The sequence below is a fragment of the Paraburkholderia tuberum STM678 genome (assembly GCF_902833905.1).
Lineage (GTDB): Bacteria > Pseudomonadota > Gammaproteobacteria > Burkholderiales > Burkholderiaceae > Paraburkholderia > Paraburkholderia tuberum.
Window position 1 is genome coordinate 53,250 of record NZ_CADFGP010000030.1, and the last position, 13,572, is coordinate 66,821.

The 13,572-nt window shown below is 64.0% G+C and carries 6 protein-coding genes and 1 pseudogene; all 7 read right to left on the bottom strand.

All coding sequences use genetic code 11. The features are described from left to right. Window positions 1-50 precede the first annotated feature (50 nt). Window positions 51-3,797 (bottom strand): cellulose biosynthesis protein BcsC, encoded by a 3,747-nt coding sequence (locus HWY30_RS24410; RefSeq protein WP_176078938.1) that lies wholly within the window; start codon window positions 3,795-3,797, stop codon window positions 51-53. Between the two features lie 312 nt (window positions 3,798-4,109). Then, entirely contained in the window at window positions 4,110-6,518 is a 2,409-nt protein-coding gene (bcsB, locus tag HWY30_RS24415; protein ID WP_244144982.1) for a cellulose biosynthesis cyclic di-GMP-binding regulatory protein BcsB, read from the bottom strand. Window positions 6,519-6,558: 40 nt separating this feature from the next. After that, a complete protein-coding gene (gene bcsB, locus HWY30_RS24420; protein WP_167368700.1) occupies window positions 6,559-8,895 on the bottom strand; it encodes a cellulose biosynthesis cyclic di-GMP-binding regulatory protein BcsB in 2,337 nt (778 codons plus the stop codon). After that, complete coding sequence (gene bcsA, locus HWY30_RS24425; protein ID WP_090806609.1) at window positions 8,892-11,147, bottom strand: UDP-forming cellulose synthase catalytic subunit; 2,256 nt, start codon at window positions 11,145-11,147, stop codon at window positions 8,892-8,894. The genes bcsB (HWY30_RS24420) and bcsA overlap by 4 nt, the downstream gene beginning before the upstream one ends. Window positions 11,148-11,250: 103 nt before the next feature. After that, a complete protein-coding gene (bcsR, locus tag HWY30_RS24430; RefSeq protein WP_090806611.1) occupies window positions 11,251-11,673 on the bottom strand; it encodes a BcsR/BcsP family cellulose biosynthesis protein in 423 nt (140 codons plus the stop codon). 455 nt (window positions 11,674-12,128) lie between these two features. After that, window positions 12,129-12,323 (bottom strand): annotated as a pseudogene (locus HWY30_RS41805) (tetratricopeptide repeat protein); the annotation flags it as partial. A 91-nt stretch (window positions 12,324-12,414) separates the two neighbouring features. Further along, the gene (locus HWY30_RS24435; protein WP_090806613.1) at window positions 12,415-13,554 is read right to left on the bottom strand and encodes a mannitol dehydrogenase family protein; all 1,140 of its coding nucleotides are present in this window, start codon (window positions 13,552-13,554) and stop codon (window positions 12,415-12,417) included. Between the last annotated feature and the right edge of the window lie 18 nt (window positions 13,555-13,572).

The window sequence follows — 13,572 nt, forward strand, 5'->3', positions numbered from 1 at the left end:
CTCTTCGACTCCTGAAAAATAATCAATGTCCGATCGATCAGTATGGCGGGCTACTGATCGCTGTAATGCGACTGGTAAGGGATGACCGGCATATCCAGCGCCTTCGTCTGCGGCGCAAGGGTATAGCGCAGATACAGGCCCGCCGCCCACTGCCGGTAGCTGGACGCGTTGTTGGCGCCCACCGAGGCTCCGCCAGTCAGATGATTGGTGAAGCGGTATTCGGCCGTGGCCAGCAGGTTGTAGCCGAAGCCGGTCGAGGACTGGTCGGGATGGATCGCGCCGTCGGCGAGGCCAATCGTCGAAGCCGCTGAGACTGCTGCGGCCTGCAACCCGCTGTCGGTCGGGAAATACGCCGAGCCGGCCTGGTGGTAGTACTGCACACCGACGGCCGCTTGCAGCTTGTAGGTCCAGCGCTCCGAACGCTGCGCCCACGTGAGCGGCAGGTTGAACGCATAGAACCGCTGCGGGCTGAAGTAGCCGCCGTTGCCGTAGGTGAAGTTGTTTTCGTTGTGGTCGTAGATCATGCCGCTCAGGTTCACGCCCGCGCTCAGCATGCTGTTCTGCGTGCGCAGCAGGTACCAGTACGTCCCGGCGCCGACCTCGGCACCGACGTTGGACTGGACGTTATGACCGTCCAGGTATTTCGCGGAACCGTAGCCGTAGACGCCGTAGTCCTGATTGTCGAGGCCGATCGCACCATGCACGCCGGTGGCAGTCACGCCGCCCCAGCTCAAGCCGGATCGCGAATCGGTCGAGCCAGCAAAAGACGTGATGCTGTCCGTCACGGCGCGGCGCGATACGCCCACGTTGAACCAACTGCCCTGCCCGGCATCGATGGAGTTCCTGAACATCACGCCGCCAACGACATTGGTGTACTTGAAACCCAAAGGCGTGGTGCCGATGTCGGCCATCCAGTTCCCAGTCTCGTAACCGAGACCCAGACCGACGCCGTAGGCGGTCTGTTTGCCCGGTGCGGCGACCTTGCCGGCCTGCTGCGCCCGGGTGGCGGCCGGGCCGCCGCCGAACTGACTGGCGCTGAAGACGTCGGTAGCCAACGTGCCGCCCTCGAGTTCAACCGGCGTCACGCGAATGGAAAGCTTGCCGTTGTCGACCGGCAGCACCCCTTCCAGAGCTTGCTGCACGCTCGTCAACTGACCCGTACCGGGTGCTGCGTTGTTCGACGAGACGAACAGCCCACCCCTGACTTCCGGTGAACGCTGCGCACGGAGGTCGCTGAGTTCATTACGCATTTCCTCGAGCGACGGCGAACCGTCCTGAGGCTCGCTCACCGCGACCGTGTCTTGCGGCGCCAGGCCGCCGACCGGCGTGCCCGCCACGGTTGGCAGAGCGGATGGAGCAGAGGACGAGCGCTCGCGCGCAGCCGTGGATGTCACGGTCGAGGCAGTCGCGCTCGCCGCGGTAGCAGCCGGAGCAGCAGCGGGCCCGAAACCAGGTTTCTGGTTCGCCAGCACGCTGGCCGGCGCCGCGGGTTGAGGGGCGAACGTTTCGGCGGCGGGCTGGCGACTGTGGCGGACCTGACGACGGTGAGCGTCGTCGTGGTGGACAAAGGGATTGCCCGCCACGTGGACGTCTTGCGCCTGCACGCCGAGCCGCTTTTCCTTGGCGGCAATGGCGGATTCCAGCAGCGACTGCGCTTCGCGGGTCTTGCCCTGCATGACGTAAATGCGCGCGGCGCCGGCCAGCACGTCGGGATCGTTGGGCGCCTTCGCAACGGCCTCTTTCAATGCCGCATCGGCAACGCTGTTCTTGCCGGCCTGCACTGCCGCCATCGCGACGCCCAGTTGCAAACCCGGATTGTTGGGGTCGTTGACGAGCGCCTTCTGGTAAAGCGACAGTGCCTGGTCATACTTGTCATCGGCGGCGTACATGCGCGCGAGCGCGGCCGTGGCGAGGCTGTCGTTGGGCCGCTTCGCGAGGATCGGCGCCAGCGTGTCGTAGGCCTGCGCGAGGTCACCTTGCTGACGTTGCTGGTCAGCCAGTCGCACCGTGTAGAGGTAGTTCAGCTCGTCCAGTTGCCGGCGCTGGTCCGCGGTCAGCGTCTGGCCGTGCAATTCGCGCATCGCGAGCCCGGCCTGGACATACTGGCCGGTCTTGAGCAACAGGCCCAGATAAGCCAGTTCCACATCCGGTCCGCTGCCCTGCAGACCGTTAGGCATCAGCCCGTGCATCAGGCTCATGGCGCGCGGCGTATTGCCCGCGTCGACATACGCCTGCGCCAACGCGCCCACCTTGGCCGGGTCTTGACCCGCCGCGGGTTCGAGCCGCGCCAGCATACTGCGCGCATCCTCCAGATTGCCTTCGAGCGCCGTTTGCGAGGCTTGCGCCACGACCATCTGAAAATCGATCTGCTGCGCCGTCGCAACCATGTTCGGCGTGCGCGAGGCGGTGGAGATGCGCGTCATCGTGTCCTGCGCGCGCGTCCAGTCGCCCATCTGCATGGCCAGCAGCGCGCTCGCATAGAGCGCTTCGGGATTGTCCGGGTTCGTGACGAGCAGGCCGTCGACGAGTTGCTTCGCTTCGTCGGCATGCCCCTGTTTGAGATCGTAGCGCGCCAGTTCCAGACGAATCCACGGGTTGTCGGGCGCGCTGCGCTGGGCGTCTTCCAGAATGTGCCGGGCCGCGCTCAGATCGCCACGCTGCGCGGCGGCATCGGCCCGAGCGGCGGCGACGGCGGCGCGCAGCCGATCGAGCCCGCCGATGCCGGCCTTCTGCTCGGGTGACATGCCGTCGATCAGCTTCTGGGCCTCATCGGCGCGTCCCGTCTGCGCCAGGATATCGATGAGGCCGCTCGCCGCCTCGCGGTTATCGGGGCTTCTCGCCAGCACGTCGCGGTAGCCCTTTTCAGCACGCGTCAGATCGCCCTGCGCCGCATCCAACCGGGCCGACGCATTGCGCCCGCCCGGCTCGGCTGGATCCAGCCGCAGCGCCTGATCGAGTTCGCGTCGCGCGGCGGCGAAGTCGCCCACGTTTTGCGCGCCCTCGGCCTGGTTCACCAGCAGCCAGTAGCGCGCGGAATTGAGGGCCTTGGCCCAGTTCGCGCCCGCGCCCGGACGCGACACCGCCCGCGACAGCAGCGTCTGCGCCTGCGCCAGGTCGCCTTGCTGCATGCGCACGAGGCCCAGTCCCCCCAGCGCATCCGTGCTGTCGGGTTTGTCACGCAGCACAGCGGAAAAGGACTGCTCGGCCGTGGTGATGTCGCCTGACTTGAACGCGGCGAAACCGCGTGTCAGTCGTGCATCCACGACCGGACCGGCCGGTGCGAGCGGATGCGGCGCCAGCATCTGATGGCGTATTTCGTCGTCGTCCGGATGCAGCTTGAGATAGTCTTCAAACCACGATCTGTTTTTCGGCGTGGGCGTGACCCAAGTCAGCACGGAGCGCCAGACTTCGGTCGCTTCGCCGCCGATGTCCGGACGAGCGGCAAGCTTTTCCAGAAGGGCGACACCCGCCGCGCGATCCTGTTCGTCGCGCACCATATGCTGGGCCAGCGGCAACATGGTGTTCGGATCGTTCGGCGTCTCGGCATTCAGGCGCTCGAGGCCCTGGATGGCCTGATCCACACCGCCATCCGTATAGCCCAGATAGCTGTAATACTCTCGCGCCACACTGCCCTGCGGCGCTTTACCGCCCAAGGCCTTGTTATATTCGGCGATGGCCGCCAACAACGCGGCCTGATCCTTCTGGTTGACGGCGTCTTGCGCCATCTGGCGCGCCTTCGCGAAGGTGGACTTACCCGGTTCGACCGCGAGGCGCAAGCTCTGCTCGAGCAGCGGCACGAAGCGGCTGTCCGGCGCGGCCGCACGAAGTCTGGCCAGATACCCGTTCGCCGCCGCGAACTGCTGCTTGCCGACGGCGATCGTGCCCATCCCATACAGCGCCTCGGGCTGCTTCGGGTCGCTCAGCAGCAGTTTCGACCAGGACTGCGCGGCCAGATCGGGCTTGTCATGCGTTTGCCAGTAGCGGCCCTGTTCCAGCAGCATGTTGGACGTAGCATCCTGCGCCCAGCCCGGGTGGCCGACCGAGGCGACCATCAGTCCGAGAATCCAGGCCCGGTTGCGGCTGCGTCTGACTACCATGACTTTCCTTGATTATGATTGTTGCTGCCGCGATGCCCGCAGCCGCTCACGGGCTTCAGCGTCGCGCCGGGCCTGGCGGCGCCGCAAGAACGAAAACAGACCAACCGCGATCAGCACGAGCGCGATGATGTCCAGCGCCTTCAGCACCCACGCGAGCGACAGGCCGAATGAAGCCAGCCACCAGTCGAGGCCGCGCCAGATGCCGAGATGCCCGACGTAGTAGGTATGCTCGCTCACGAGCGAATCGACTTCCGTGCCGCGGATGGACACGAGGCTTCCCTGGATGGGCTGCTTGCCCGAGCTCGGCGCATCCAGCAACGCGGAGACCGCATCCGTCAGGCCGTCGGGCTGATTGCTGGCCAGCATGACCACGCTGCGGCCCGGCTGCTTCGGCGATTCGAAGCCTGCGAGCACGGCGCTCACGCCCGGCCCCGACCAGGCCAGCGACAGGCGGCGGGGTTCGGCGTCGAGCCGCGGGTTGGCATGGAACCAGCCCAGCACGCGACCCGGCAGATCCGATACGGCGAACTGCGCGCTGTGGTCATACGCTGCGGGCATGGTCCGCGCCCAGTCCTTGAGCCAGGCTTGATCCGCACCCGAGGCGATCACGAGCAGATCCTTGTCGGACGGCATCGCGTCGATGCGCTGACCGCGCAGCACGGTGACGCCGCGCGCCGGATAGCCGGTCGAATCGCCCATGCGGCCCATCACCGCCAGATACGTGCTGTATTCGGGTGTGCCCGCGTTGGGGCCCAATACGACGTCCGTTCCGGACAGGTCGGCCATGCGCGTGAACGGGAAGCCCGCCTGGGCGAACGAGGCCAGGTTCGGCATGGCGATGTAGTGCGGATACTGCGACAGATCGATCGTCGATTCGGGATCGACCGCGCCGCGCACGTTGTCGATGATGATGTCCCGGCACTCGCCCTGCTTGATGTAGTCGTACATGTAGCGGAACTGCAACTGGGTATTCGGCTGCAACAGCGCCTCCAGCGGCACTTCCAGTTTCGCCTGGCGCGGCAGGCTGCTGTCGGGCAAAACTTCACCCCGCAGCTTGCTGCCGCCCTCGAGCCGTTCGAGCGAGAGCAGCGGAATCGACTTCATGAACTGGTCACTGACGCTGAACAGCAGCGAGGAATTGACCATATAAGGCTGCGGCGTATAGCGGTAATGCAGGTCGATCGGCACGTTGGGCGCGTGCCAGCCGAACAGGTCGGGCGGCACGCGCATATTGACGCGGATCAGATCGGGGCTGTAGCCCGACACCTGCAATTGTTTGGCATCGACGAGTTCGCCCAACGACATCGGACGGTCGGTGCGCAGCCAGCGCGGCGCATCGTACGGCTTGCGCGGCGCGAGCTCGGCGAACCGCGTGATGAGCGCGCTCGAACCCGACAGCGTCTGGCTGCCCGTGACCAGCGCGTCGGCGGCCTGCTTGAGTTCCTTGCCGTCACGGCCCATCACCAGCAACAGCTTGCCGTTGGGATCGTTGGGGTTGGTCACGACGGCGAGAGTCGGACCTTGCAGCGGCGAGTCCGCCAGGCTCGCTTGCGCCGCGCTGTCGACGATGACAACCGCGTTGCCCCTGGCAGGCACGGTAGAGATCGATACCGGGAATTGCGCGCCGCGATATTTCGCCAATGCGCCGAACCACGACGACACGGCGCCGGCCGCTTCCAGCGCGGCCGTATCAGGATTGCCGGCGAACACGAACGGCAGGTCCAACCGGCGAATATCGTGCTCGTCGAAGAAGGGTCGCGGAAGGCGAGCCAGATCGCCGGCCTGCGCCAGCGGCTGGGTGTCGATGCTCAGCGTACTGTCGTTGCTGATGTTGGCCCACAGGCTCGAATGCAGCGGGTCTTCGCACTGGTTGGTGTAGTGGCCGATCAGTTGCAGACGCAGCTTGCTGTTCGCGGTGAACAGATACGGCGGCAGCGTGATAGTGCGCTGCAGGTTGGTGCCGGACGTGTTTTTGGGCACGTCGATCGATGCCGCCACCTGATCGTTGACCAGCACATTGATGTGCGACAGATCGGGCAGCAGCGCCGGCGAATAGGCATAGCGCAGGTTCAGTCGCGCACCTGTGACGACCCGATCGTCGCGCACGCCGACCGGCAGCGTATTGCTGCCGTCGACGCCGCGCAGGTTGAGCGCGTATTGCGCGCCGAGTTGCTGCAGCGAATAGGTCACCGTCGAAGAAGCCGCGGTAGCGGCTCCGGCGTCCGGCGCGGACTGCAGCGGCGCCGCGTTGCTATCTGCCGTTGCCGGCCGCGCGGACGGGTTGGCCGCGCCGCCGGCCGAAGCCGACGCGTCCTGCCGCGCAGCGGCGGCAGCCGCCGCTGGTTGCGCGGCCTGGGTTAGCGTCGATGTGACAAACATACAACCGAGCAACAGTGCCGGCCATACTGGTTGCGCAGTCATGCAACGCGCAAGGCGTGCCCGCGAGATGTCAGGCCGTCTTCTAAACATGAGAACCTCTTCGTCCTTCTTCACGTTGCGATGTCTGGGGAATATCCAGGTCTAATCGATTCAGGGCACGCCGGTGCAGAAACACGCCGCCGAGCAAACCTATGAGCACGACGCTGGCGAGCGTCGCCACGAGCAGCAGCAGGATGTGGCTCGCGAAGAACCATTCGAGCGCGAGCCGAGGCGGCAAGGACCCGATGAAATAGCTTTGATCGTTGCTCAGCGTGGTGAGCGTGCCGTCATGCACGACCACGAGGCTGCCGCTGATCTTGTCGTCCGGACGCTTGCTGATGAGGTAGCGGTTGGCTTGCAGCACGTCCACGACAGCGTCGAGACCGTCCGGCGTATTGCCCGATACGACCACCGCGCTGCGGCCGCGAGCCAGCGGCGACTCGAGTCCCGCCAACATGCCGTCATGGTCGTCGCTGCCATACAGTGCGGCGATGGCGGCCTCGCGTTCAGCCTGCGCATGCCCACCCGTCAGCTTTTCCCACCACGCGGCGATCCAGCGGTCCGATGAAGCAACCGGAGCGAAGAAGCCGCGCGGCAGATCATCACGCCATGCTTTGAGCAAGGGCTGGTTATCGCCCGACGCCAGCACGAGCAGGTCCTTGCGACGCAGCGCGTCAACCTGCGCTGGATCGCCCACCGTCACGCCCAGCACCGGATAACCCGTGGTTTGACCCATGCTGCCCATCAGCGTCAGGTAAGCGGAATAGTCGCCAGCGACCGGCTGTGCGGGCAGGATCACCGCCGTCTCGGACAGATCGGCCATCCCCGTGAACGGAAAGCCTGCGTCTGCGAAGGCGCGCAGATCCGGCATGGCTGCGTAACGCGGCAGTTGGGAAATGTCGATCGTCGAAGTCGGATCGATGGCGCTCAGGAGCGGGCCGCCGGGCACATCCTCGACGAGGTCTTTCGGCGCCACGGACTCGTAGCGATAGTCGAATTGCAGCGTCGTCAACGGCGGCAGCAGATAGGTCGGAACGCGTATCACCGCATCACCGTCCGACGCGTCGCCTGTCAGCGGCAAGGTCTGCAAGGGCGTGTTGCCGGCCAGCACACCGAGCTCCGAGCGCGTTGACTCCGGACGGGCCGTATAACGGTAGTGCAGGTTCAGCACCGCGCCGCTGTTGTCAAAACCGAACAGACCCGGCGGCAGACGCAGGTCCACATTGATCGCCCCAGGGCGAAAGCCCTGTACCGTCAAGCGGTCCGCCGCTAGCATCTCGCCCAACTGCACCGGGCGGTCGCCCGGCAGCCAGTTGGGTGCGTCAAAAGGCTTGCGCGGCACAACCGAAACCGGGGCGTCGATCTTGACCCGAGAGCCCGACAGCGTCTTTGCGCCAAGCACCAGCGCGGTCGCGGCCTCGCGGATCTGCGCGTCGTTGCGGCCCATGACCAGCAGCAGCTTGCCGTTAGCGTCATTGGGGTTGGGCACGATGGCCAGCATCGGCCCTTCCACCGCAGGCAGGGTCAAGCCCGGCACCTCGCCCGGCAGCGCGAGCACCACCGCATGTCCGTGCGCGGGTATCGCACCCAGGCTCGCGGAGAAGTGCGCACCGCGATAGCCCGCCTGCGCACCCAGCCACGAGGTCACGATACCGGCCGATTCGAGGCGCTGCGCGCGAGGCGCTTGCGGCAGCACGACGGGCAGGTCCACCCTGCGCACATCGCGCACGTCGAGGAACGGCGCGGGCAGTTGCGACAGGTCACTGGACAGGGTCGCCGGAACCACGGTCAGTTCCAGCGCACTGTCCGGCCCGGGCTTCAGCCACAGGTCGGAACTCAGCGGATTGTTGCCCTGATCGCTCGCCTTGCTATGCGCGATCAACTCGAGGGTGAGCTGGTTGAACCCGGACAGCAGCGACACCGGCAGATCCACACTGATATGCGCCGGCGTCCGCGGCGCCGGTTCGGGCAACGCTACGGTCGCCCCCACAACGCTGTTGAGCAACACCTTGAGATGCGAGAGCGTAGGCAGCAAGGTGGACGAGTAACTGTAGTCCAGCACGAGCCGCGCGCTGACCACGCGCTCGTCGCGGCGCAAACCGAAGTCCATGCCCGCATAGGCATCCTCGCCGAGCAAGGTCAATCCCTGCTCCGCGTTTTGCCGCAGCAGCGGGATCCGGTAGGTATACGCGTCGGCCGGCGCCGCCGCGCTGAGTTCCGGGTGCGGGCCTTGCCGCACGGCATCGACCGGGACAGCCGACGCGGGCACCGTCGCGGCCAGCACGTCGCCCGCTCCGAGCAACAGGACCGAACACAACACCGCGCCCGACCGGCGCGCGCTCGTCAAGGAGCGCAAAAGCGACAGGTAGCCGACACTCACGATTGCTTTGTTCCCAAGTCGCTTGCCGGGTCTGCGGACGAACGGCCAAGGCGCTCACGCCCACCCAGGAACAGATGCCGGAACAACTCCCCGAAGCCGCGCATGCCGACGCCGAGCACCTCAAACAGGCTTCGCAGCGGCCTGTCGGGACGATAGCTGCCCCATGAGGCGATCCAGCTGTCGGCGCGCGAAAACGTCGCCCCTATCCAGGCGCGCTCCTGAGCGATCGTCAAGGTCGGAAAACTCACGCCGATGGTGCGTCCGCGGCACACCTGCACTTCGGCCGGGAAAACGTCCTCGTAGTCGTCGCGCAACACCGCCACCGTGATGCGATCGCCGTGCTCCGGCAACGGTGCGCCCTCAGGCAGCACCAGCCCCAGACCACCGTGCGAATAGTCGCTGGTCTGACAGTCGATGCGAGTTCCGTCGGCGTGAATCACGGCGGCCGGCAGTTCGATCTGGACCCGCGGAGCGAGACGCAACTGTCTCGATTCGCTCGCTACGCCCGCGGCCGCGCTGAGGTTCATGATGTTGTAGGTTACCCATACCAGGTTGAACAGAATGCTCGTCGCTTCGGGCCAGCCCGGACTGCGGATCAGACCTGCGACACCCACCATGAATCCGGTCAGATTGATGAGCAGCAGAACGATGTAGGGCCGGGCCATCGCCCAGTCCAGGAAGGACTGACGGATCACCCCGCCCTTGGACGTCACGTTGAAGCCTTTGCTGCCTGGAAAGAGTACGGCTTGCAACGCGGGCAGAATCACGTACCAGGCCAGTACCGTTTCGTAGACTTCGCTCCAGAACGAATGTCGGAAACGCCCTTGAATGCGCGAGGCGCCGAGGCTCGAAATGACGAGGTGCGGCACGACATAGGCCAGCACCATCAGCGCGGAAGCATGAAAGACGTGCGCGCCAAAGAATAGATACGCCATCGGTGTGATCAGAAACACGATGCGCGGCAAGCCGAAGAAAAAGTGCATCATCGCGCTCAGGTAACACAGACGCTGAGGCAGTGTTAGCCCTGCGATCAACAGCGGGTTGAAGCGACGGAATATTTCCGCCATGCCTCGTGCCCAGCGTATGCGCTGACCGACGTGACGCCCCAGACTCTCGGTGGCGAGACCCGCTGCCTGAGGGATGGCGAGATAGGCCGTGTTGTAGCCCCTCGTGCTCATCTTGAGCGCGGTGAGCGCATCTTCCGTGACACTTTCCGTCGCCACGCCGCCTACATCCTCCAGCGCCGAACGCCGCAGCACCGCGCAGGAACCGCAGAAAAAAGCGGCATTCCACAAGTCGTTGCCGTTTTGCAGCACGCCGTAAAACAGGTCACCCTCGTTGGGCACCTTGCGGAAGGTTTCGAGGTTGCGCTCGAACGGATCGGGCGAGTAGAAGACGTGCGGCGTCTGCACCATGGCCATCTTCGGATCTTTCAGGAACCAACCCATGCAGACCTGCAGGAACGAGCGCGTGGTGACGTGATCGCAGTCGAACACTGCGATGTACTCGCCGCTCGTCCTGGAGAGTGCCGCGTTGAGATTGCCTGCTTTGGCATGCGCGTTGTCCGGCCGGGTCAGATAATCCACGCCAGCCTGCTCGCAGAATTGCCGGAATTCGTCACGACGGCCGTCGTCCAGCACATACACGCGCAGCTTGTCGGCCGGCCAGTCGAGCAGCGTGGCGGCCAGCACCGACTGCCGCACGACCTGCAGCGGCTCATTGAACGTGGGAATGTACACATCCACCGTCGGCCACGCCGAGCTATCGGCCGGCAATCGCGCAGGCCGGCGATGCAAAGGCCAGAGCGTCTGAAAGTAGCTGCACAACAGCATGAGCACCGCGTACCCTTCGGCCAGCAGCAGAAGGCAGCCGAAGGTCATGTCGAGCGAGGTGGTAAAGGACAGCGTCTGCGTCAGGCGCCAGTACAGGTAGCGCAAGGACACAAACACCGACGATGCCACCAGGGACACCGTGATGATCCTGCCGCGAATGCGGTTCAGCAGAACCGCGACGACCATGCAAAGGATGCCAAACGTCCATTGCTTCGACGCGGCCAGATTGACCGTCATGGCAGAGGTGAACAACAGCGCGGCCAATAGCGTCACTGCCAGCCGCAGCCAGTTCGACGCCCATAGCCGTGTCCCCGCTTCCAAAAGTTTGTCGTCCCAACTTCCGGCATCGTCACTCTGGTCCGTGTTGCGCGTTTGCCGCCGCGGCTCCGTCTTGCTCAGCCTGCGTTTGATCTGTGCCATGGAAAGGTCTTCTAGCGCGTGCGCCGGTTCGGCACGACGCGCTGGTTCGCGGCCACCGTGGTTTTAACCAGGCCGTCATTGACGGAAAAGACTGTGACGAAGTTCATGACGTCTGGCGTTGCGGAACACCTTCTTGAGGCTCACTCCGTTCCCGCAGGCGCGCAAACACGGCGCTCAGAGAGTCCGGCTGTTGAGGAGCGGTGACAGGTTCGGGATTGAACTGAAGGACCGGCTGTTCGGGGGCGGCTTGCAATACCGGAAGAGATCCGGACACGGCAGCGGGGACGGCTGGCGCAATCAGCTGCGGCGGCGCGGCGGGGGCCACTTCAGTCACATCGGTGGGAAGAACGGCTTCAGCCTCGCGAGCCGAGTCGTCCCGGGTCGTGTCCCCTGGCGACGAGGTGGTCTGCATGGACCAACGCCCACGCGAACCTTGCCCCTGCTCGATTCTTTCTATTTCTTGATAATGCGACGGGCTCACGCCCAACATCTGGAAGAGATTCGAAATGTCTGATGCACTGCTCATACGCCATCCCCGTCGAACTGGCCATATTGCTTGTTGCAGGCTGCACCGCGTACCGGTCGGGCAATCTGCTGTAATTTTTACTTAGGAATAAGGATAACCATTATTTCCGTTACATTATTGCGTCCGCCATAATAATTCCCAAATCGTGAGGCGGCACCGTTGATACACTCGCCCTTTAGAGACCTCTTCAGGAGAGCCGCGCCCAGGCCTTATTTTTCAGCCAAGGCAACCGAGGGCCCCGCCGCTGCGGCACCAGCGTGTAAGCGGCGCGTATTGTACAGCGGAACTTAATGCGTGGACCCAAATAATTCCAATCTATATATCGGCCATTTCAGCGCAAAGTTAAGCGTTTAAAATGTTAAATACGGTCAGTCAAACGTTTGCTTTTTATTGGGCGTCCGATTATTCCCGAATTTGCGCTGGGAATCGGTTTTGAAAAGCGCGCCGTGATGTTACGGGCTGTCGTCGCGCCCGAGCATCCACACCCAATGCGGGTCGACGTCGAGCAGCAGCCGTGTCGGCACACCGAGCGCGCCTGACAGATGAGCAACCGACGTGCATACGGTAATGACCAGATCGAGATTGCCGACGAGCGCCGCCGACTCGTCGAACGACTTCAGCTCTTTCGTGCAGTCGACAACATCCAGTCCGTCGGACGCCGCGTTACGAGGGCCGACGTCGGAAATGTAACGCGGGACCGGTCGATAATCGCGTCGTACGTCTATCAGGACGTGAAGAACGTCAAGGCAAACGACATGCGACGCGCTCCAGCATCGCTCGTATTCGCAGCGGTCCAGGCTTCACGCCGAGTTTGTCGGCAAGTTGCACGAGCGGCAAAAAACGCCGCTGCAATTTTTCTGTGTGATTCTGCGCGATGTCCGCTATCCGGTGCTCAAGAAACGGATTGAGTAGGCGCTCGCGTAACTCGACGAGATAGGCGAGAGCCTGCTCGCGCTGACCGAGGACCGCAAATGTCGGGAGCACATCTTCCGCCCAGACAGTTTCCAGGCTGGCGCGTAGTATCGGGTCGTTGATTGCCTGACATACGGTCTCGTCAACCGGTCTGCGGTCCTCAAGCCACCGCTGCGCCAGATAGCTGTGACCGAGATTGAGCAGGAACAACTTCAGGCGCTCGAAGTGCTGCAGATCGTCAGTCAAAACGATGTTTTCATGAGTGCAGGGTAGAACCAGCCCCGGCTGCTGCTCAATTGCCCAGAGCGCATACGGTTCGGCAACGGCGCCCACCGGTTCGATCGCCTGCGAAACGATGCGGTCGACGAGCGAATTGGCCCATATGCAATGCGTTCGAAGGTAGGTAATAAACAGCTCCGGCATCCGCCAATTTGTCGCGAGAGTCACGACAAGTTCGCGCAACGTATCGCCGTTATTGACCACGAGTTCGCATGGAAAAAGGGAGAGCGGCGCATCAGGGTTTCGTTCCCAACGGGCATGAAGCAACACCAGCAGCTTGGCCGGAAAGCTCTGTGGCACGCGCTCCGGATGATTCACGAGCGTCGCGGTATCCCGGTCATCGAGCCGGAATCCCCTGTCTCCCGTATTGGAAACAATCACTTCGACGTGCTCTGCCACGGCGTCTCGCACTTGTGCCCAATGAGACTCGGCGTGCCATGCTGCGCGCACCGCGTTGCCGCTCAGCATCTCGTCCACCAGCACGCCGTGACGCATGCCTCGAACCCGTACCGGATATCGCCCGCCCTCTGCCAGCGCTGCAATACGCTTCTGACTGGACTGGCTGCTGGTGGTCTGCACGACCGTAATGCCACCGAGCGCGGCACCCCGCGTCATGGCTTCCGAAACAAACAGGTCGACATGCGCCTGAAGAAAGCGGCTAGTGCCGAACTGGAGAATTGGCTGGCTCATGGCAAATATCCGATATGC